This is a genomic window from Prevotella sp. HMSC077E09, from assembly GCF_001814685.1.
GTDB lineage: Bacteria > Bacteroidota > Bacteroidia > Bacteroidales > Bacteroidaceae > Prevotella > Prevotella oris.
On the sequence record NZ_KV817534.1, the window covers coordinates 1 to 22163 of the forward strand.

Genomic DNA, 22163 nt, shown 5'->3' on the forward strand with positions numbered 1-22163 from the left:
TTCGCATTTGGTAGTTGAAACTACCATTTGTTAATTCTCATCGTGAATGTTTACAATTTCTTTTAAAAGACTTGCGTATTTGAAATAGAAGATATTCTCAGTCCGAATATACGCTGTTTTTCGGTATTTTGTAATGCGTTGTCTGTCAGTGTGTTGTGCGATTGAAGTCAAAATATGGAGGAAAATGATGTTGTTAAGCTGTCTTATTTCTATTGAATTACCCTGCAATCTGACTTATTTTGTCGTCTGTTCTGACGCGAGTAGGAATGCAATCTGCGTCAAATTGCAGCGTGTGAAGAATGAAATTGTGCGTCAGAAACTTTGAAATTGGTAAATAAGATAAGTTTTATTGGTTTTAATTTTCTATTCAGGGTGGTTTTGAAATGTTAAAAACAAGACGGGATTATTTACAAAATAACAGAGCTTCTCGACCGTGCAGAGTTGTTCTTCGTGAAGTCAGTGCAAAGAGTTATTGGTTTTATGGTTTCTGTTTCACTATGATAACGGTGGGCAGAAAGGGCCGTGTGCAAGCTTTGGTGAACGGTCTTGTAGATAGTTTTTCCTATTTAAGATATATAAGAAAAAAATTGTTTGTTTCGATTATATATTGTATTTTTGCATTCGAGTTTATAACGTTTGACTTATGAAGTTTAAGAAGAGAAGATGGCATTGCTTGCCTGGTCAGCCGCTTACTGAGCTTGACAAGCAGGTGATGTATTGGGAGAATAAGGGCAAGGAGGTGCCTACCCGCGATCTTATAAAGACCCCGGAACAGATTGAAGGCATTCGTATAGCCGGTAAGGTCAATACGGGTTGTTTGGATGCTGTGGCTGCAGCAATTCGTCCAGGCATGTCAACACAGGAGATAGATGATATCTGCATGCAGTATTGCAAAGATAACAATGCTGTGCCTGCCTGCCTGAATTATGAGGGGTTTCCTAAGAGTGTCTGCACGAGTATCAATGAAGTTGTCTGTCATGGGATACCTAAGGAAGAGGATATCCTCGAAGAGGGAGATATCGTGAACGTGGATATGACATTGAGTGTGAACGGCTATTTCGGTGACGCTTCGCGTATGTTTATTATCGGAGGAAAGACAACTCCCGAGAAAGAACAATTGGTGAGAGTGGCCAAGGAATGTTTGGATATTGGTGCAGAGGCTGCAAAACCTTATTGCTTTGTAGGTGATATTGGACATGCAATTCAGAAACATGCAGAGAAATATCACTATGGTATCGTGCGTGATTTGTGTGGTCATGGTGTCGGATTAGCGATGCATGAAGAACCCGATGTCGTACATTTCGGTCATCGGGGCACAGGTATGTTGCTTGTCCCAGGCATGGTGTTTACCATTGAGCCAATGGTGAATATGGGAACATGGAAGGTCTTTATAGATGCTGATGACCCCTATGGCTGGGAAGTTATTTCGGGGGATGAGAAGCCCAGTGCACAGTGGGAGCACACTTTCCTGATGACGGAAAGCGGAGTGGAAGTGTTGTCCTATTGATAAGCATGGCTTGTTTAGCGAAACATAATTATGGAAGAAAAGAAAGCTATTTATATATTAGGTATTGAAAGTTCGTGTGATGATACGTCGGCTGCCGTGTTGCGTAACGGCGTGTTGTTATCCAATGTGACAGCTTCTCAGGATGTACACAAGGCTTATGGTGGCGTGGTCCCAGAGCTGGCATCACGTGCACATCAGCAGAATATCGTGCCGGTGGTTGATCAGGCTATCAAGCGTGCCGGCATCACAAAAGAGATGTTGAGTGCCATAGCCTATACACGTGGCCCGGGATTGATGGGTTCTTTGCTCGTAGGTGTTAACTTTGCCAAGGGCTTAGCGCGTTCGCTGAATATTCCATTGCTGGATGTTAATCACCTGCAAGGCCATGTCATGGCGCATTTTATAAAGGAGACTGACGATGATACGAGTGCGCCTCCTTTCCCTTTTATCTGTCTTTTGGTGTCGGGAGGTAACTCTCAGATTGTCAAGGTCAATGCCTATAACGACATGCAGGTGTTGGGACAGACGATTGATGATGCGGCAGGTGAGGCTATTGATAAATGTTCGAAAGTGATGGGGTTAGGCTATCCGGGAGGGCCGATAATCGACCGGTTGGCACGTCAGGGCAACCCGTTGGCGTATAAATTTGCCGAGCCGCATATTCCCGGTTTCGACTATTCATTCTCTGGATTGAAGACATCTTTCCTTTACAGTCTGCGTGATTGGATAAAGGAAGACCCTGATTTCATAGAACATCATAAGAAAGATTTGGCTGCAAGTCTGGAGCATACGATAGTGGATATCCTGATGAATAAGCTGCGCAAGGCAGTGAAAGAGACGGGCATTAAGCATGTGGCTGTGGCTGGAGGTGTATCTGCCAACAACGGTTTGCGCAATGCTTTCCGTGAGCATGCAGATAAGTATGGCTGGACCATTTATATACCTAAATTCAGCTACACGACGGATAATGCAGCAATGATAGCCATTGTAGGGCAATCAAAGTATATGGATCATGACTTTGGACGCATTGATGCCCCCGCATTTTCAAAAGTAACTTTTAAATAAAAATATATGGAACTGGAAACTAAAGTGTTGAGCAAAGAGTTACAACAATATCTCTATGACAACAGCTTGACAATTGGAACTGCCGAGAGTTGCACGGGAGGCCGTATAGCAGAAGCTATCATTGCTGTGCCCGGAGCAAGTGAATATTTCAAGGGAGGAATCGTGTCTTATACGAATGAAGTAAAGGAAAACCTGCTTCATGTGAGTCATGAGGTTTTGGAAGAGAAGACTGCTGTTTGTGAAGAAGTTGCTCAACAGATGGTTGCCGGAGCTTGTGAAACTTTGCATGTTGATTATGCTATTGCTGCAACAGGCATTGCAGGCCCAACTGGTGGTACGCCGGAAATACCGGTAGGAACAATTTGGTTGGCATGTGGAAGCAAGGATGATATCCGTACGATGAAGCTTGATAAGGATTTCGGACGCGACATTAACCTTGCCATTGCTACTAATCAGTCACTGCGTATGTTTCTTGATTATATTAAAGGAAAACAGGTAAAAGAATAGGATAAAGCAAAAAAATACTTAATTACCTTTATTCTTTGAAGAAATATTTTGTGTAATTCAAAAATATTTGTAATTTTGCACCCTGTTTGGAATAAGTATCAAAAAACGAAAACAAAAATTAAAGATAGCAATGTCTAAGATTTGTCAGATTACAGGAAAGAAGGCGCAAATAGGTTGTAATGTGTCTCACTCAAAGCATCGTACAAAGAGAAGCTTTGATGTAAACCTCTTCAGCAAGAAATTCTACTATGTAGAGGAAGGTTGCTGGATTAGCCTTAAGATCAGTGCTGCTGGTCTTCGTCTCATTAATAAAGTTGGTCTTGACGCAGCTCTGAAGCAGGCCGTTTCTAAGGGCTTCTGCGACTGGAAAGACATTAAAGTAATAGGAGAATAATCATCATGGCAAAGAAAGCTAAAGGTAATAGAGTGCAGGTAGTTCTCGAATGCACTGAGATGAAGAATAGCGGACTGCCAGGAACAAGCCGTTACGTGACTACAAAGAATCGTAAGAATACTCCTGAGCGTCTTGAACTGAAGAAGTATAACCCAATCCTGAAGAAGATGACTCTTCATAAGGAGATTAAGTAATAACCCTTTTAAAAAGCACATAAGATATGGCAAAGAAAGCGGTCGCTACCCTCCATGAAGGTTCTACGGATGGTCGCGCATATTCAAAAGTAATTAAGATGGTTAAGAGCCCGAAGACTGGTGCTTATGTTTTTGATGAGCAGATGGTACCTAATGAGGCTGTGAAAGATTTCTTTAAGAAATAATTTTCCTAAGACTATAGATGAAAGAAGGTTGCAATAAAGATTGCAACCTTTTTTATTTTTGGTAAGAATTTATTCTCTATTACTGAAAAATCGAATATATTCACTTTCAAAATTAGGAGTGAAAATATTCTTGCCAAGGTTACTCTTGATTTCCTCCGATGTCCAGAAACGTCCTCCGTTGAGTTCCTCTTGATTGGGATGGAGAACTTTGTTGTATGTTGTTTTGTGAACATAAATAAGTTCTTTTTCGCAATTACTTTCAAAAACATATTGGCCTATACGTTTCGGAATGTAGTCTGTAATTCCTAACTCCTCCTGTACTTCACGCTTTAGGGCAATCTCTACATTCTCTCCAAGAGCTATATGGCCCCCGCAGGCTGTGTCCCATTTGTCAGGTTGGATATCTTTCCAATCTGGGCGTTTCTGTAAATAAAGTTCACCTTTACTATTGAAAACATGGAGATGAACTACAGGGTGGAGTTGTTTGGAGCCATTATGTGCCTCCTTCCTACTGATGGCTCCTATGATATCTCCATTTTCTAAAACGAGAGGAAACATTTCTTTTTCGTTGTCTCTCATGGGCTAAAGTTGTGCAGTAAAAGTGAAACAATCAGCAAAGCTGTTATCAAGATGAGATGGACTTTCTTTAAAAATGCCGAATATACTGCTGCCACTACCGCTCATAGCTGCGTAGACAGCTCCTTTTTCATAGAGTTTATTCTTGATTTCTGCCAGTTGAGGATATTTATTGAAGACCGGTGCTTCGAAGTCGTTTACCAATAGCCCCTTCCAGCTTTCAACAGGTTGTCTTACGATATCTCGACAACAAATCTTAGATTTCTTGGGCACAATATCGGTATATGCTTCTTTGGTTGAAACAGCTATAGAGGGCTTTACAATAGCAATATGATAGCCATTCAGGTTACTTTCAGGCTCATCTACAGGCATAAACTCATTGCCAATGCCCATGGCAAATGCAGGTTCACTGTTGATGAAGAAAGCACAATCCGCACCTAACTTTGCTGCATAGCGTTCCATTTCTGCGTTGCCGATATTCAGTCTGAAGCGTTCGTCGAGTAATCTGATCATGTAGGCTGCGTCACTTGAGCCACCTCCAAGACCGGCTTGAGAAGGTATCCGTTTATAAAGGTGAGTATGCACACGTGGAATTTTATAATCTTTCGCCAGCAGATTGTAGGCCTTGATAACAAGATTTTCAGCCTCATTGCAGTCTATGGCATTGCCCGTTACCTTTAAATCACAATTTACATCAGAGGGAAACTCTTCTCCCATATACTTGATTTCAAGTGCATCGTAAAGCGGAATAGGGTAGAAGACGGTTTCTATGTTATGGTAGCCGTCGTCTCGTTTCGCTACAATATTGAGTCCAAGATTAATCTTGGCACAAGGGAATGTAATCATTGTTTGTATATTAAATATATGTATTGCAAAAATACAAAAAATCCAATAATCATCAACTTATATAAACAAAAAATTGATTACCTTTGCCGAAAATCAAATTCCCATGGCAGAGAATAACAGTAATACGGTAAGGCGTCGGAAATCATCGGCTAATGTAGATAATGCCTATGGTCATCTACAGCCACAAGCTACTGACATAGAGCGGGCGGTTATCGGTGCTCTGATGATAGATAAGGATGCTTTTTCTCTGATTTCAGAGATTATTCGTCCAGAGACATTTTATGAGCCTCGTAACCAGAAAATCTATCAGGCTATTCAGAATCTCAATATGAGTGAACGCCCTGTTGATATCATGACTGTAACAGAACAGCTGAAAACAGAGGGTACAATAGATGACATTGGAGGGCCTGGTTATTTGCTTGATATCAGTGATCGTGTGGCATCATCGGCCAATGTTGAGTATCATGCCCATATTCTTGCACAGAAGTTTCTTGCTCGGCAACTTATACAGTTTGCCAGTAGAGTAGAAGAGAAAGCTTTTGATGATACCGTTGATGTGGATGTGCTTATGCAAGAAGCTGAAGGTTCGTTGTTTGAAATATCTCAAAAGAACATGAAACAGGATTACACGCAGATTGATCCTGTTATTCGGCAGGCAATAGATATTCTTCAGAAAGCATCGGCTAATACCGGAGGATTGACAGGAATTCCTACAGGATATACAGACTTAGATGAAGTGACGAGTGGTTGGCAAAAGAGCGACCTTGTGATTATTGCCGGTCGCCCGGCTATGGGTAAAACATCTTTTGCATTGAGTTTGGCTAAGAATATTGCTGTAGATTATCAAGTACCTATTGCTTTCTTCTCACTTGAAATGAACAATGTTCAACTTGTGAATCGTTTGATCTCAAATACGTGTGAGATTGCTGGTAGTAAGATATTGAATGGTCAGTTGACACCTGATGAATGGGATAGACTGGATAAGAATCTGACGAAATTAACAGGTTCTCCTGTCTATATAGATGATACCCCAGGTCTTTCGGTATTTGAACTTCGTACGAAAGCTCGTCGTCTGGTTCGCGAAAAGGGAGTAAAGATTATTATGATAGACTACCTTCAGCTGATGAATGCCAACGGTATGAAGTTTGGTAGCCGCCAGGAAGAAGTATCAACAATTTCGCGTTCTTTAAAGGGGCTTGCCAAGGAACTTGATATTCCTATTCTTGCATTGTCGCAGTTGAACCGTACGGTTGAAAACCGAGATGGTCTTGAGGGTAAGCGGCCACAGTTGAGTGACCTGCGAGAATCCGGAGCTATTGAGCAGGATGCCGATATGGTTCTGTTTGTGCATCGCCCCGAATACTATCATATCTATCAGGATGAGAAAGGCAATGATCTCCATGGTATGGCTCAGATAATCATTGCTAAGCATCGCAAAGGAGCTACACGAGATGTACTCTTGACATTCAAGGGTGAGTTTACAAGCTTTCGCAATCCCGAAGAAACCTATGGTTCTAACGCTGGTAGTGGTGAAATCATGGGATCTAAGATGAATGAAGGGGATATGCCTCCAATAGAAGGTTCGTTTCCTCCTCCGATGGATAATGGTGATCCTGTGCCATTTTAAAGAATATCAACCGTAAATAGTATTTTTATTGTATATTATCAGTGTTTGGCACTTTAACCTTTTTGTGTTGGGATAATATATCTAAGTATCAACTAACTTTCCAATTCTTTTTGAAGACAGAAGAAAATTATTAGTAAAATATAGCAATATAACCAATTTATTTTGTAATTTTGCACTGATAATTTTAGATTAACTATAAATCAGACTGTAAGATAGGAAGTAATGAGACTATAACATGGTCTTATTTATTTGATAGGGATTGGGTTTTCTTTTGGTTTGCAAAGAAAGTAAGTGCAATGATAGTATGCGCAATTTGTACCTTTTTTCTATCTTTTTCCTTTTTCTTTTAAATGGTAGGAGTAGTGTAAATCTTTTTTTACTGCTTATCTTTTAGATGAGTGGGTAGGGAAAGATTTTTGCAAATATTATTTCACAATAGTTGTTTATTATTAAAAAATAGTTTTTTATACAGATAGTTTCTGTTTTCATAGTTTACTAACCATAAAGTTTAGTCTTTTTATTTTATACGATAATTAGTGTTAAAAAATAGTTTTCCTTCTAATAGTAAAAGAATAGCAAAGAATACACTTTTTCTGTATATCCGTATGTTGTTTCTTATGGTAGTGTCCCTGTATACATCAAGGGTTATTCTATCAAATTTAGGAATAACAGATTTTGGGATATATAATGTAATTGGCGGTTTTACGACTATGTTTGTGTTTTTTCGTTCATCATTAGCAAATGTGACACAAAGGTTTCTTAGTGTGGAAATAGGACAAAATGATTTAAAAGCTGCTAACAAAATTTTTTGTGTGCATCAGTCAGTTTATATTGTCATAAGTTTATTTGTTTTATTATTGGGAGAAATTGTCGGTGTATGGTTTATATATAACAAATTGAATATCCCTGCTGAAAGATTAGTGGCTGCATTCTGGGTTTTCCAATTCACTCTTTTTTCTTTATGTATGACTATTCTTAGTGTTATATACGAAGCTGTATTAGTGGCAAGAGAAGAAATGAAAATCTATTCTTATGTTGGAATCATTGAGGGAGTAATAAAGTTGTTTATTGCATATATTATAGTAATAATCGCTTATGATAAATTAGTTGTATATTCTTTTCTGTTGTTTGTCGTTGCAATAGGAATTCGACTTTTTTATTCTATTTATTGCAGTGAAAAATATTCAGAAAGTGTATATAAATGGAAATGGGATAAAAAAATGATAAGAGAATGCTCTTCGATGATTGGCTGGAATACATTGGGAACTTTAGTTTATTCAATTAATGAACAGGGACTTAATATTCTTTTAAACTTATTTTTCGGTCCAATTGTAAATGCTGCACGTGGGATTGCTGGACAGATAAATCAATCAGTAAATAATTTTAGTGCTAATTTTTATACTTCGGTAAGACCACAATTGATGAAATCATATGCAGTAAAAGATTATGAGTATCTTTTCAAGCTCTTCTTTACAACGTCGAAATTGTCTGTATATTTGTTATGGATAATAGTACTACCACTTTGTTTATCTATTGATTTTGTGTTGCATTTATGGTTGAAAGAGGTTCCTGGATATACAAAGATATTCACGGTTTTGATTTTAATTTATTCAGTAATAAATGTATTAAATAATCCTATTTGGGCATTAGCACTAGCAGTTGGGAAATTGAAAAATTATATATTATATGGTAGTGCAGTTTTCTTTCTGATTTTTCCCATATCATATTTATTTTTACGATACGGCTATCCTCCACAGAGCATCTTCGTTATAAGTATAATAGTGAGATGTTTTTATATTTATACAGTTCTTGTTATCTTAAAAAAAGAAATAACGTTCTCACTTAGTCTTTATTTTAAAGAAGTGATTTTACCAGTTTTATGTGCCATATGTGTCTCTGGATGTTTTTGTTTTTGGATAGATTCTTTTTGGGGAAATTCATTGATTCAAAGATTTACTCTTTCAATTTTATCATTTTTAATAGTGATAATTACGATATTGTTAGTTGGCTTAAATGAAAGTGAACGATGCAATATCATTTCTATTATTCAAAGGAGAGTCTTAAAATATGGAAAATAGAAGTTTTTTTCAACGTATAAGCCGTCACTATAGTTTGAATATAGAGAAGCTTCCTTTTGTCAATTGGTTTAATATTATAGCCACGATATATCTAAATCTTAGAAGTTTTCCATTTAAGCAAGCTATTAGAATGCCTGTCTTTGTTTATGGAACTCCTAAGTTGTTTAGTCTCTATGGTAGTATGATCTGTAAGGGTAAATGTTATCCAGGTATGATAAAATTTAATCAAACTAATGCTGAAGCACCATCTGTTTCGGGTGGAGATAGTGGGATAGCTAATTGGGGTACAATTATTTTTAATGGACGTTGTCAAATTTATACTTCAACTAAAATTAATGTTTTACAAGGAGGATTTTTAGAATTAGGAGATTGTACGAAAATTATGCATCATTGTAATATAACAGCCTATAGTAAAGTGAACATAGGTAATCATACATGGATTACTCATAGATGCCAAGTTTTAGATACAAATTTTCATTTTGTGGCGGATTTAAAAAGAAAAAGAATACATTCAATGTCAAAACCAATTATTATTGGCGATTATTGTTGGATATGCAATAGTACAACAATTTCAGGGGGTAGTGTTATTCCTAACAAGGTAATTGTGGCAAGTAATAGTCTTGTTAATAAGGATATGAGTTCAATAAAAGAAGCAACCATTATTGGTGGAATCCCAGCAAAAGTGTTATCAACAGGTTTTAGGAGAATTGATAATATAGAACTAATAAAAAAAACACAGAATTTCTTTATGCTGAATTCTGATAAAGAATATGTTCACATTCCAAATTTATCTGATAAAGCTTGTAATACTATTGTTTGTAAATATGATTAGATACGATTCGTATACCTCTAAATAACCTAATATATCTCCAATAACAAAATAAAAATTATGATACCAAAAATTATACATTATTGTTGGCTGAGTAATGATCCTGTACCTTCTGATTTACAGAAATATATGCAAACTTGGAAAGTAAAACTTCCTGATTATGAGTTTATAAAATGGGATTTTAAAAGATTCCCAAAAGGAAAGAGTAAATGGGTAGATCAAGCATTTGATAAAAAAAAATATGCTTTTGCCGCAGATTATATTCGTTTGTTCGCTTTATATAATTATGGAGGTATCTACTTAGATATGGATGTTGAAGTTTTAAAATCATACGATGATCTTCTCCCACTCTCGTCTATGATTTGTTTTGAAGCAAATGGAACTACAATTGAGGCCGCAACTATTGGTAGTGAAAAAGGATGTATATGGGTCAAAAAATGTTTAGATTATTATGATAATAGAGACTTTGTAAGATATGATGGTACTTTGTTAATGAAACCTATACCTCAAATCGCGTGTGAGATCATAAATAAAAATTTTATTTTATACAAGGCAATAAATGTAGAGGATGCATTGAATCATAATAATCTTATACCGATTTTACCATCATCTTTTTTCAGCCCGAAATCGTATGCAACGGGTAAATTGAATTTAACAAAAGATACTTATTCAATCCATCAATTCAGTGGAACATGGCTTCCATGGTATGTAAATTTAGAAAAAAAAATTTGCTCTTTCTTTCATGTCCGATACAGAGATTTACTAAATAGAATGTTCTTTTCTAAAACATATTGGAAATAATAAAATGATATTTTATTGGATTTTATTTTGCTTTATATTATTGATTGCATTATATTGGAAAGATAAAAGAAAAGCAGCTTATCTTATTTTTTTTATTTTATTTTTCCTTGGCAGTACGAGGGCTCGTACTGTTGGTAATGACCTAAATGGCGGGTATTGGTTAGAATACGTTCACATGGGGCATAATCCAAATAATTGGGGTGTTGTTATGAGACAGTTTGAGTATGGTTTTCTTTGGTTAATGGCAAACTTTAAATATTCAATATCATCTGATCCTTTAATCTTTTTTCATATCTTATTTATAATTACTTTTGCAAATTACTTTGTTTTTCTAAAAAAGGAAAGTAAATATGCAGCTCTTTCTCTTTTCTTTATGTTAGCTTTCGCCTATTATTTCCAATTATATAATGGTATGAGACAAGAATTTTGTTATTCAATGATTTTAATATTTTTATCATCTTTTGTTTTAGATAATCAAGCCTGTGTTAATGGAGATATAAATTATCTTTCATATCGAGGAAGACATCATATTTTTCTTCCTTTTTATAAAAAGTCTTTTTTATTTATAATTGGCACAGTTGTAGTTGCATTTCTATTTCATAAAAGCATGTTGATTATGTTAATATTTCCCTTAATATATAAATATTATAGGCGAATATCGACAAAGGTTTTGATTATTGTCTTATTGTTTTCATCTTTTTTGAGTTTAACTTTAGCTTCTTTCGCATCGAGCCAATTGGCTATTTTGTCGTTTATTTTTAATGATGGCAGTTCTAATTTTTCTTCATATATGTCTGGTACAAACGGTTTTGGACAGTACTCTAATATATCAAATATTTTAAATACTGCTTTTTGTATATACACAGTATATTCTCATCGATATAAAAAGAGTTTTTATATCTCTTGTTATGTAATTGGTGTTGTTGTGCTTAATATTTTAACACCGATAAATTGGATATTCCAGCGGCTAGCTTTTCCTTTCATGTTTTTCCGTGTAGTTACCTATGCAGATTTGTGGTATACAATTCCGTCCAAACGAGAAAGAATTATTTTCCGTTTTTCTGTACTTCTTTTGAGTTTCGTTATGTATCAGAATAGATTATTTGCAGATAGATACGAAGATGTTGTTCCATATGTAAATTGCTTATTTTAATGAAGTTGTCAATTTTAGTAACATCCCAAACACGCCCAGAGGAACTATTCCGTTTTTTTGAATCAATAAATAATCAAAGAGAGTTAGATTTCTCTAATCTGCAAATCATTTTTGTTGATCAGGGCTCTAATTATGGTTGTTTTAATATTCTTAATCCTATCATAAACAAAATTTATATAAAATATCATCCTTGTGGACTGTCTGAAGCCAGGAACCAAGGCCTTAAATATGTCACAGGAGATTATATCGCGTTTGGTGATGATGATTCATGGTATGATAATGGAACTTTAGTAAAAATTCAATATTGTATAGAACACAATAACTTAGATGGAGTAGGCACACGTATTTGTAATGAGGAAGATATTCCTTATAGTAGGTATTCCTCAAAGAAACGATTACTAACATTTACAGAACATTGTGGTATTTCTTCTGCATCGATGTTTTTGCGGTTTGATAAAACGATAAATTTTGATGAAAATATAGGGCTTGGTTCGAAATATGGTTTGTCAAGCGGTGAAGAAACAGATTACTTGTGGTCTTTTATGGAAAGACATCCAACTTCTAAAATAGAATATCATCCAGAAATTATTGTACGTCATCCAGTATTTCAATTTCAAAATTTTAATAACTATTTCGATAAGTGTTTTTGCTATGCTAAAGGGGAGGGGTATATAATTCAGAAGCATAATTTACCTTTTATGAGTAAATTTAAAAAACTCCTTCGCCCTTTTTTAGGGGTTATAATATATTCATGTTGCAATAGCTTTAAATGTAAGAAATCTTTTTATACTCTTAAAGGTAGAATTATTGGCATGAATTTCAAACTTAATAAATAAAAATTATATATGAAATTGATAGAATTGTTTACAGGTGTTTATTTTAATAATATCGGTAATGCGTTTATTGACTTAGGTGCTGAAGAGGTTTTAAAAGCAGCAATTAATGGTAATTTTAAGATTGTAAAATTAAGTCAAAGTCAACTTTTTGCATCTTCAATGGGAGCCAGTTTTGCATCAAAAGAAAATAAACTATTTCATTGGTTATGGGTGAAAGTTATGTCTAAATACGCAAATAGGCTTCAAGTTAGAAGTTATTCATTTATAAAATCACATGAAGTTTTTAATTTAATAGATTTTACTTCATGAACTATTTGGTTGTTCCTGGTTGTGATTTAACAATTAAGTGTAAGTTGTTTTCAGATAGTCCTAGGATAGCTTTATTCGAAAGTGTTGGACTCCATAAAAATAAAAGATGAATTAATCCAAATACCAAGTCTTGATATAATGCAAGATAAACAAATTATTTCTTACGTAATATTTTAATGTGAAAATAATAATGTATTGTGTTTTAGCTTTTTTCCATATTTTTTATCTGCCCAGAAATATCATCCTTATGGAAAAGAGGTTAATAAGAAAAGGTGGGTTCTAATATGGCATGATGAATTTTACAATGGGCAATTATTTAATGATAATTGGCTTGTTCAAAACACATCACCAAATCATATTCTAAGCTCACGTTGGACAGAGAATGTTATGCTTAAAAGAGAAAAGTTTTTTTGAAGAATAAAAAGGAGAATTGTGGAGGAAAAGAATGGAGCACAGCTTCGATAGAAGTACGGAAGCCTTTTCTATATGGTTATTTTGAGTGTAGATTAAAATATGCACAAGCAAGTGGTGTAAATAACTCTTTTTGGTTTTATCAATCTTCAAAAGCTAATACACATGCATTTGAAATAGATGTTGTAGAGGCTCATTATCCCAATAAACTACAGAATAATGTTCATGATATTGGACAAAATAACTATATTAACGTACAGAATCCTTCTTATTATTTTTTACAAGGAGAAATAAATGATTATCATATTTATGCTTTAGAATGGTCTCCAATGACTTTAATATTTTATCTTGATGGGAAAATAATAAGAAAGTTTGATAATAAATTTTGTAATTCACCTGCTCATTTAGTATTAAGTACAGCTGTTATAGATTGGGCTGGTAAGATAACGAATGCTATTGATGGTACGTTCATGGTTGTTGATTATGTGAGAGTATTTCGGAAAGATTAAATAATGAATATTTTATTTTTTTATCGTATTTACCCATCTTATGGTGGTGTTGAAGTTGTAACTACAGTTCTTGCTAATAAGATGGTTGAAGATGGTCATTTTGTATCTATAGCTTCTATAGAACAACCACACATGGAACTCAAGTCTCAATTAGATTTTCGAGTGCCTCTAATAAAATTGACATATCCTGTAAATAGTCAAAGTAATGTTCAAATATTACATAATTTTATAAAAGTGCATCATGTAGATATTATTATTAATCAATGGGGATTACCTTATAAAACAACACTGTTGTTTAATAGAGCTATGAAAGGAACTCCCTGTAAACTTGTATCTGTTCTCCATGGCTCTCCTTATACTTCAAAAAAACTTTTAGTTGCAGAAAATAAATATCGAAACTCTAATCTCTTTTTAAAGCCAATATATTATACTATCTACAAATTGTTAGATTGGGTAATAAGAAAATCTATCCGGTATAGTGTGATGCATAGTAGCAAATATATATTATTATCTAAAGGATTTATTGCTCCATTACTGACGTACGCACATATCAAGTCAAATGGAAATATATTAGCTATAGGAAATCCAATAACTATAGAAGTTAAAGAAAATTTGATTAATTTTGCGAACAAGAAAAAACAATTACTCTATGTTGGCAGGATGGATTTGGCCAATAAGAATGTTAATCGTATTGTTGAAACCTGGGAGAAAATTTATCACAAATACAATGATTGGGAATTACTACTTGTTGGAGATGGGCCAGACAAAAAACAGTTAGTTGATTATGTGAGAGAACATTCTGTTGGCAATGTCGTATTTGCAGGTTTCCAAAAAGATCCTCCAATTGAATATTTTGCAAATGCCTCTGTCTTTTTATTAACTTCTGATTTAGAAGGTTTTGGATTAGTTGTTATTGAAAGTATGAGCTATGGCGCAGTACCAATTGTTTATGGGAGTTATGAAGCAATTTACGACATAATAGATGATGGAAAATCAGGTTTCATTCTCCCAAAGCCATTTAATTCTCAAATATTAGCTGAAAAGATGGAGTTTTTAATAGAAAATGAGGTACAAAGGAGGAATATGAGTATAGAAGCAATAAAAAAATCTAAGTCTTTTACACTCGATGTTGTTATTAAAAAGTGGTATGAAGTTCTGTCTGATGTACAATGTAACTCATAACTTTGTTTTAAGTTCTTTTTATGATTGTAGATAGACTTATAAGCTCTGATACTATATCCTTGAAAAAGATATTTGAGAGGAATATGTCTATCTATACGTTCCTAAACCCCGTCTCCTATTTAGATGCCCTTAATAATAAAATACTTTTTACAAAATTTGATGGGATTTTCGCTGATGGAGGACTGCTCGTGAAGGCTGTGCAACTTTGTTATGGTAAGAAAATTCAGAGACGGAGTTTTGATATGACATCTTTAGCGCCTGTATTGTTTGATTATGCACAAGATAATGGGAAAAGTATTGCTATAATTGCATCAAAACAAGAGAGTATAGAACAAGCTGTAAAGATTTTAATTGCGAAATATCCAAAATTGTCCATACTGTATTTTCGTAATGGCTATTTTAATACCAATGAAGAAAAGATGGCTACAGTGCATAAGATCGTTTTATTAAAACCTGATTTCTTGATTGTGGGGATGGGAATTGTAAAACAGGAAGATTTTTTGCTAAAAGTTAAAGATGCGGGGTATCTCGGAGTTGGCTTTACTTGTGGTGGCTTTATCCATCAGATTGCAAAGGATAAAGCTGAATATTATCCAGAATGGATTGATAAGCATGGTTTACGTTTTGTTTATAGAATGTATAAAGAGCCACATACACGTTATAGGTATTTCAAAACAGCATTTGTTTTCCCTATAATATTCCTGAAAGAAAGATTATCTAAAGGTTAAATTTTTGATTTATATTTTCATTATGCGTTATCTTTCTGTGAAAGATGGCGCATAATTGTATTTTAAAAGAGACGTATCACTCAATAAAATGCTTATTTTGAGTGATACGCCCTTTATATTTAATATTCAAACTTCAAGATATAGATTTAGTATTCTTCGTCATCACTCATTTCTGATGCTTGTAAATCAAGTGATTCCGGGTCTTCATCATAAGTTGTACGATAGCTTTCTTCGGTCAATTTATCCTCATCAAATGTGTCGTCATCTTCTTCAATATCATTGTAGTGATCTTCTACAATAACATCATCTTCTTCGTCTTCCTGTGACTTGGGCATATCTTCTTCTGTTATTTCATCGCTGGGCTCAAACTTAATCTTAGTTCTATACATCTCTGGTTTTTCCTTGGCAAAGATAGCTTCTACCCACGTCCCTTTCTCAATTTCAAGAACTTCGTAGCCATCGTTCACCTTCTTCTCGTACATGCCTCCCGGCTTATGAAGACGATCTTTGGGTAGGGTGGTGGTGCTGATGTCAAAGCCTTGTTCGATGATGTCTTGAATACTCTGTGACAGACTTTCCCATCCTCCGCCAAAATTACGCTCAATAACTTCAAGCAATTTAGCTGCAGAGATGTGGTGAATGTTTTCATAAGTAAGGTCGGTTACGCGAAGAATAGGGCGTTTTTTGATAGCCCATTTCACTTTTGTGCTGTCATCAATCTTAACGAAACCGACTTTGAAACCACGTGCTTCATATTTGGAAATGACTTCAGGTCTGTCGATTTTAACTTCTTCAATGTCAAAAGCACTGCGGAGGATATCAACATATTGGCGTACATTATCTTTCAAATCAGCTTCCTTTTCAGCTGCGTTCCACATTCTGTATACATCATTTTCCTGAATATCCCACACATTGCTTTTGTTTAGTGTCTTTAGTGTTAGAACTTTTTGCTGTCTCATATATACGTTATTTCTTTGTTGCAAAAGTATATACTTTGCATCATATTCACAAACTTTTAGCATAGATTTTTTTGCTATCTCATGTGAAATCTTTATTTTTGCATATAATTATGAGTGAACCTTTGGCAGAAAGAATGCGGCCTCATTCGCTCGATGAATATGTTGGTCAGCAGCATCTTGTCGGACGAGGTGCCGTCTTGCGCAAGATGATTGACGCCGGACGCATTTCTTCTTTTATATTATGGGGACCGCCAGGAGTTGGGAAAACCACGCTCGCACAAATCATTGCCAACAAACTTGAAACTCCGTTCTACACATTAAGTGCTGTAACAAGTGGGGTTAAAGATGTGCGCGACGTGATAGAAAAGGCAAAGAATAATCGCTTTTTCAATACAGCCTCACCGATTCTTTTTATTGATGAAATTCATCGTTTCAGCAAGTCGCAGCAGGATTCTCTGTTGGGTGCTGTTGAACGTGGCGTCGTTACTTTAATTGGCGCAACGACAGAAAATCCTTCTTTTGAGGTTATACGTCCTCTGCTCTCACGTTGTCAGCTTTATGTTTTGAAGTCACTTGATAAGGAGGACATGTTGCAATTGGTCAACAGAGCCATTACCACAGATATAGAACTGAAGAAGAAGCATATTGAATTGAGAGAGAGTGGGGCGCTGTTACGTTACAGTGGGGGAGATGCCCGAAAGCTGTTGAACATTCTTGAACTCGTGGTTGAGGCCTCCGAAAGTGAGGTTGTCATAACAGATAAGCTTGTGGAAAGTCGGCTACAAACAAATCCTTTAGCCTATGATAAGGATGGGGAGATACACTACGACATCATTTCGGCTTTCATTAAAAGTATTCGTGGGAGTGATCCTGATGCGGCCCTTTACTGGTTGGCGCGTATGATTGAAGGTGGAGAAGACCCACAGTTCATTGCTCGCAGACTTGTTATCAGCGCTGCAGAAGACGTGGGATTGGCCAATCCTAATGCCTTATTAATGGCCAATGCAGCTTTTGATGCTGTCATGAAGATAGGCTGGCCCGAGGGAAGAATACCTTTGGCAGAGGCTACGGTCTATTTGGCTACGAGTCAGAAAAGCAATTCTGCCTATCTTGCCATTGATAGTGCATTGTCAATGGTACGCGAAACGGGGAATCTTCCGGTTCCACTTCCTTTACGAAATGCCCCAACCAAGCTGATGGCTGAACTCGGTTATCATGACGGTTATAAGTATCCCCACGACTATCCCGGGCATTTCACGAAACAACAGTATCTGCCTGATGAGCTGAAAGAGACTCGCTTCTGGCATGGGCAGCACAGTGTTGTCGAAGAGAAACTCAACAAACAGATGGAAAATTGTTGGGGAAATCGTTTTAAAGAATAAGAACTAAATTGTTGAAAACATGAAGATTGTTGAATTAGATGGATATGCTGCTAATCCCGGAGATTTGAGTTGGGATGCTATGAAAGCGTTGGGAGAGTTCGTTCTTTACGACCGTACGGCTCCGGAAGACGTGGTTCTGAGAGCAAAAGATGCAGATATTATCCTCGTAAATAAAGTAAATGTAACGAAAGAAGTTATCGAACAATTGCCTAAACTGAAATATATAGGTGTATTAGCCACGGGTTATAATGTGGTTGATATAGCTGCGGCAAAGGCTCATGGCATTGTCGTTTCAAATATTCCAGCTTATAGTACGGACAGTGTTGCACAGATGACATTCGCTCATATTCTGAATATGACCAATCGTATTGAACACTATGCACAGCTGAACCGTGAAGGAAGGTGGAGTCAGAACCCTGATTTTTGTTATTGGGATACGCCTCTTCCTGAAATTAGTGGCAAGGTGTTAGGTATTGTCGGATTGGGAAACATCGGATGTAAGGTTGCGAGAATAGCAAAAGATTTCGGTATGGATGTCTTTGCTTTTACCAGTAAGAATTCGGCCGATTTACCCGAAGGCATTCAGAAGACAACGCTCGATGGTTTGTTTGCTGTGAGTGATATTCTCTCTTTGCATTGTCCTCTGACCCCTGATACACATGAGTTGATAAATAAGGATGCACTGAAGAAGATGAAGAAAGGGGCCTTGTTGGTTAACACGGGACGCGGACAATTAGTCAATGAAGCCGATGTTGCAGCGGCCTTGAAGTGTGGTCATTTAGGCGGTTATGGGGCAGACGTCATGTGCATTGAGCCTCCTTCGGCCGATAATCCGCTGTTTTCTCAACCCAATGCATTCATTACTCCGCATATAGCCTGGGCTACAAGGGAGGCGCGTTCGCGCTTGTTGGAGGTGTGTGTAGAGAATGTAAAGGCTTTCATAGAGGGCCATCCGCAGAATGTTGTCAATAAGTAAGCCGTGGAATTATGATAAGCCCTAATCCCGAAGTAGCCCGTACGGTACTTCAACTGATTGAATTTATCGGTACTTTTGCTTTTGCCATTTCGGGCATCCGCATGGCTGCAGCCAAGCATTTTGATTGGTTTGGAGGTTTTGTTTGCGGTTTTGCAGTTGCCATTGGTGGTGGAACCATACGTGATGTGATGCTTGGTGCAACGCCTTTCTGGATGACTTCAAGCATTTATTTCACCTGTACGGTCTTTGCATTGCTTGTGGTTATCCTCTTTGCAAAGTGGCTCAATCGCATGGAAAATGCGTGGCTTGTCTCTGATACTTTTGGGCTTGCCATGTTCACGATAGCAGGACTGCAGAAGACGTTACAGTATGATCATCCCTTTTGGGTGGCCATTATCATGGGTTGTATTACGGGAGTTGCAGGTGGAATCATCAGAGATGTGCTTCTCAATCAAGAGCCTGTAATCTTCCAAAAGGATATTTATGCCATGGCAAGTGTGGGCGGCGGTCTTGTCTATTGGCTGTTGGCATCTTTCGGTTTCAATGTTGGCGTTACGGCAATCATCACATTTCTTGTAATATGCCTCATACGTTTTGTTACTGTGAAATTCCACATTTCGCTTCCAATTCTCAGAGGTGAGAAAGAATGAGGAAAGCTTTGAGGGCTTGTTATAAAATAACTTTCGAGGCCTTTTGCTTCTGTCATTTTCTGATCTTGAATGGATAGCTCCTTTACTTTCTGTTTTCTTTTGTGTCTTTATGTGTAGAGAAGGAGAATAGTTTACAGCTTCAGATATCTTACTTTCACAAACTGAATGCGCGAGGGTCTACATTCGTTGTCGTTTTCGGAAGGTCGATGCTCACCAACTTGTCGCAGCTGTTGAAAGCCGACTGACCGATAGTCGTTACAGACTCCGGCAGTTTGAGGTTCTCCAAACCGCAGTTTTGGAAACTGCCGCTACCGACGAACACAAAGGAAGAAGGTTCTTTAAACGTTGCTGACTTCATGGAAGAACAGCCGTTGAAGGCGCTTTCATCGATTCTGGTAATCGTCTGCGGGAATGTGAAAGAGGGAAGAGAGTAATTATCTCTGAATGCAGCGTTTCTGATTTTTTCCAATTTACAGGTTCCCTTAAACTCGAATTTCTCGAGTTTTTTGTTGCCACGAAAGGCTTCCGCGCCAATTTCCTTCAACTGTGAGTTATCCTCCACGGTAACGGTCTTCAGCCCTTGCCCGTCAAAACTATCATTTCCGTTCTGGCCATAAAAGGCTCCCCATTCAAGAAGTTTCACTGATGCCGGAATCGTAACATTACTCAAATGCGCCCAAATGAATGCTCTTTTCCCGATGGTTTCAAGTCCCGATGTGCCCGAGAAAGCCAATTCGGATAACGAAGAGGATTCGAAGGCCGATTTCTCTATGGTCTTGACCGATGGCGGAAGCGTTATTTTGGTCAGTTTCTTTGTACCTTCACAGGAAGACTGCTTGATGGTTGTCACCGTGCCTGGAACCGTATATTCGCCGGCTTTGGCCGTGGGATAGTAGATCAAATCCGTAACAGTCTTGTTGAACACAACTCCGTCTACACTCGAATAGGCTGTATTGGCAGAAGCAACATCAACGGTCTCGAGGTTACTGCAATTCACGAAAACACCGTCGGAAATCGACGTAACGCTGGCAGGAATGCTGGCAGACTTGATACCGGAGTTCTTGAATGCGTATGCGCCTATGTCTTTCACACCTTCACTAATGGTGATGTTCTTCAATTTCTTGGTATAAAGGAACGCACTTTGCGCGATGTGTTCCACTGTAGAAGGAACAATAAACGGATCCATCTCCTTACCTGAGGGATACATTGCGAGTGTTTTATCATCTGCGCTATATACTACACCATCCACACTCTTAAAGGTTGGATTGCCCGACTTAACATTGATAGCTGTTAAAGAAGCACAGTCCGTGAACGCGCTGTAACCGGCAAAGGGAGCCAATGTGTATGGGTCCAACTCGCTTACAGAGGTTGGAAGCGTTACCGTCTTTATATTCGGATTCTGAAAAAAGGCAAGCCCCATAATCTTTGTAACGCCATCGGGAACGGTGAAATCTTCATCGGTTTTTCCTTTAGGATAGCAGATCAGCTCCGTTTTAGTCTTGTTGTAAAGCACTCCATTCTCGGCAGTGAAGTTCGGATTAGCGGGATTAACCGTAATAGACTGCAGTTTGTCAACACCCATAAACGAACCGCGTTCTATGGTTGTCACCGAAGCCGGAATGTTCAACGTCGTAATTTGGGAGTGCTGAAACACATTGATACCGATAGTGGTGTATCCTTCCGGTATCGTTATGCCGGTAACATTCTTGAATACACCAAATATCAGTCCTTTCACCGTCCACTCTATATGGTTTTTATCTGTCACCGTGGATGGAAGCGTTACATCGCCGGAAGCAGTACAATTAGAAATATACACTTCATGTTTCGAAACATCTGAAATGTAATAAGTGTAGTCGTCGATGGTGAACTTGTCTCCATAGACGGCGGCATACGTGCTCGCCGGCAACAACGATGCCAGCAGCAACAATAATAAAAGTCTTGTTTGTTTCATTCTTTCTCTAGTTTAATTAAAATATTGTTTTATAAACTCTCTGTAACAAGCAAAATACATCCTCAAAACGGTCTTATTTCAAATGATAAACCTTCGCAAATAGACATAAACATTCGAGCAAAGGAAACTTCGAAAAGTCCTTTGCTTATAGGTGTTGCGCGACGAATCGCGCGCGCGTAGAATAATGTTAAAGTATGTAGATAGACCGACGGTGAGTCTATGGTGTGTGTGTGTGTGTTAGCAAAATATTTGAATTAACCAAATACAATGTGTTAAAAGAAGCAGAAGAATTAAAAATTCCCTGCAACGCACATACACCTTTATGATAATAAGACGGATGATGCTGTGTAGTATGACACGCTATCAAATACAATTCGTATAATATATAAGCTTCGATGCAAAGTTAATAAAAGTTTTTTAATAAACAAATTTTTCGCAATAGTTTCCAAAATATTTTTGTAAAATTAGCTGCTTATTTTTAACACTTGGTAGTTTCAACTACCAAATG

At 37.0% G+C, this 22163-nt stretch carries 23 protein-coding genes; 19 read left to right on the forward strand and 4 right to left on the reverse strand.

The features are described from left to right. The first annotated feature begins 643 nt into the window (after window positions 1–643). The 6 genes from map (at window position 644) to HMPREF2983_RS13395 (ending at window position 3852) form a co-directional block, all read left to right on the forward strand. Window positions 644–1507 (forward strand): type I methionyl aminopeptidase, encoded by an 864-nt coding sequence (map, locus tag HMPREF2983_RS04760; RefSeq protein WP_004374886.1) that lies wholly within the window; start codon window positions 644–646, stop codon window positions 1505–1507. A 30-nt stretch (window positions 1508–1537) separates the two neighbouring features. Beyond that, entirely contained in the window at window positions 1538–2572 is a 1035-nt protein-coding gene (tsaD, locus tag HMPREF2983_RS04765) for a tRNA (adenosine(37)-N6)-threonylcarbamoyltransferase complex transferase subunit TsaD (protein WP_018919132.1), read from the forward strand. Between the two features lie 6 nt (window positions 2573–2578). Continuing rightward, complete coding sequence (locus tag HMPREF2983_RS04770; protein WP_004374889.1) at window positions 2579–3079, forward strand: CinA family protein; 501 nt, start codon at window positions 2579–2581, stop codon at window positions 3077–3079. Window positions 3080–3209: 130 nt separating this feature from the next. Next, window positions 3210–3473 carry a 50S ribosomal protein L28 gene (rpmB, locus tag HMPREF2983_RS04775; protein WP_004374890.1) on the forward strand — a complete coding sequence of 88 codons (264 nt, stop codon included), beginning with the start codon at window positions 3210–3212 and terminating at the stop codon, window positions 3471–3473. Between the two features lie 5 nt (window positions 3474–3478). Next, a complete protein-coding gene (rpmG, locus tag HMPREF2983_RS04780; RefSeq protein ID WP_004374894.1) occupies window positions 3479–3667 on the forward strand; it encodes a 50S ribosomal protein L33 in 189 nt (62 codons plus the stop codon). Window positions 3668–3693: 26 nt separating this feature from the next. Continuing rightward, window positions 3694–3852 (forward strand): DUF4295 domain-containing protein, encoded by a 159-nt coding sequence (locus HMPREF2983_RS13395; RefSeq protein ID WP_004374897.1) that lies wholly within the window; start codon window positions 3694–3696, stop codon window positions 3850–3852. 69 nt (window positions 3853–3921) lie between these two features. Here HMPREF2983_RS13395 and HMPREF2983_RS04785 read toward each other — a convergent pair whose 3' ends face one another. Both HMPREF2983_RS04785 and ispE read right to left on the reverse strand, forming a co-directional pair. After that, a complete protein-coding gene (locus HMPREF2983_RS04785; protein ID WP_070667172.1) occupies window positions 3922–4431 on the reverse strand; it encodes an NUDIX hydrolase in 510 nt (169 codons plus the stop codon). Between the two features lie 3 nt (window positions 4432–4434). Further along, window positions 4435–5274: a 4-(cytidine 5'-diphospho)-2-C-methyl-D-erythritol kinase gene (gene ispE / locus HMPREF2983_RS04790; RefSeq protein WP_070667173.1), complete on the reverse strand. Its 840-nt coding sequence runs from the start codon at window positions 5272–5274 to the stop codon at window positions 4435–4437. Between the two features lie 103 nt (window positions 5275–5377). Between ispE and dnaB the strand changes: the two genes are divergently transcribed. The 10 genes from dnaB to HMPREF2983_RS04840 all read left to right on the forward strand — a co-directional run bounded on the left by dnaB (window position 5378) and on the right by HMPREF2983_RS04840 (window position 15737). Then, window positions 5378–6901: a replicative DNA helicase gene (dnaB, locus tag HMPREF2983_RS04795; RefSeq protein WP_070667174.1), complete on the forward strand. Its 1524-nt coding sequence runs from the start codon at window positions 5378–5380 to the stop codon at window positions 6899–6901. A gap of 764 nt (window positions 6902–7665) precedes the next feature. Next, a complete protein-coding gene (locus HMPREF2983_RS04800; RefSeq protein WP_246829349.1) occupies window positions 7666–8979 on the forward strand; it encodes a polysaccharide biosynthesis protein in 1314 nt (437 codons plus the stop codon). Then, window positions 8969–9811 (forward strand): acyltransferase, encoded by an 843-nt coding sequence (locus tag HMPREF2983_RS04805; protein ID WP_083316684.1) that lies wholly within the window; start codon window positions 8969–8971, stop codon window positions 9809–9811. Before HMPREF2983_RS04800 ends, HMPREF2983_RS04805 begins: the two co-directional genes overlap by 11 nt. 57 nt (window positions 9812–9868) lie before the next feature. After that, entirely contained in the window at window positions 9869–10609 is a 741-nt protein-coding gene (locus HMPREF2983_RS04810) for a glycosyltransferase family 32 protein (RefSeq protein ID WP_246829350.1), read from the forward strand. A 4-nt stretch (window positions 10610–10613) separates the two neighbouring features. After that, complete coding sequence (locus tag HMPREF2983_RS04815) at window positions 10614–11762, forward strand: EpsG family protein (RefSeq protein ID WP_070667178.1); 1149 nt, start codon at window positions 10614–10616, stop codon at window positions 11760–11762. Next, window positions 11762–12598: a glycosyltransferase family 2 protein gene (locus HMPREF2983_RS04820; protein WP_070667180.1), complete on the forward strand. Its 837-nt coding sequence runs from the start codon at window positions 11762–11764 to the stop codon at window positions 12596–12598. Before HMPREF2983_RS04815 ends, HMPREF2983_RS04820 begins: the two co-directional genes overlap by 1 nt. 9 nt (window positions 12599–12607) lie before the next feature. After that, window positions 12608–12907: a hypothetical protein gene (locus tag HMPREF2983_RS04825; protein ID WP_070667182.1), complete on the forward strand. Its 300-nt coding sequence runs from the start codon at window positions 12608–12610 to the stop codon at window positions 12905–12907. Window positions 12908–13317: 410 nt separating this feature from the next. Next, entirely contained in the window at window positions 13318–13827 is a 510-nt protein-coding gene (locus tag HMPREF2983_RS04830) for a glycoside hydrolase family 16 protein (protein WP_070667183.1), read from the forward strand. 3 nt (window positions 13828–13830) lie between these two features. Beyond that, window positions 13831–15009 (forward strand): glycosyltransferase, encoded by a 1179-nt coding sequence (locus HMPREF2983_RS04835; RefSeq protein WP_070667185.1) that lies wholly within the window; start codon window positions 13831–13833, stop codon window positions 15007–15009. Window positions 15010–15029: 20 nt separating this feature from the next. Then, entirely contained in the window at window positions 15030–15737 is a 708-nt protein-coding gene (locus HMPREF2983_RS04840) for a WecB/TagA/CpsF family glycosyltransferase (protein WP_070667187.1), read from the forward strand. A gap of 146 nt (window positions 15738–15883) precedes the next feature. Here HMPREF2983_RS04840 and HMPREF2983_RS04845 read toward each other — a convergent pair whose 3' ends face one another. Further along, a complete protein-coding gene (locus HMPREF2983_RS04845) occupies window positions 15884–16696 on the reverse strand; it encodes a hypothetical protein (protein WP_039873196.1) in 813 nt (270 codons plus the stop codon). Window positions 16697–16806: 110 nt separating this feature from the next. Here HMPREF2983_RS04845 and HMPREF2983_RS04850 point away from each other — a divergent pair, with 110 nt between their 5' ends. From HMPREF2983_RS04850 to HMPREF2983_RS04860, 3 genes are read left to right on the forward strand one after another with little or no spacing between them, the layout of a single operon-like run. Beyond that, window positions 16807–18078, forward strand: coding sequence for a replication-associated recombination protein A (locus HMPREF2983_RS04850; protein WP_070667189.1), 1272 nt, complete (start codon window positions 16807–16809; stop codon window positions 18076–18078). 19 nt (window positions 18079–18097) lie between these two features. Further along, window positions 18098–19054 (forward strand): D-2-hydroxyacid dehydrogenase, encoded by a 957-nt coding sequence (locus HMPREF2983_RS04855; protein WP_070667191.1) that lies wholly within the window; start codon window positions 18098–18100, stop codon window positions 19052–19054. A gap of 11 nt (window positions 19055–19065) precedes the next feature. Beyond that, window positions 19066–19704, forward strand: a complete 639-nt coding sequence (locus HMPREF2983_RS04860) for a trimeric intracellular cation channel family protein (RefSeq protein WP_004376453.1) — start codon at window positions 19066–19068, stop codon at window positions 19702–19704. 154 nt (window positions 19705–19858) lie between these two features. On the opposite strand, the gene HMPREF2983_RS04865 is transcribed toward HMPREF2983_RS04860, so the two are convergent. Then, window positions 19859–21655 carry a leucine-rich repeat domain-containing protein gene (locus HMPREF2983_RS04865; protein ID WP_070667194.1) on the reverse strand — a complete coding sequence of 599 codons (1797 nt, stop codon included), beginning with the start codon at window positions 21653–21655 and terminating at the stop codon, window positions 19859–19861. Window positions 21656–22163 lie beyond the last annotated feature (508 nt).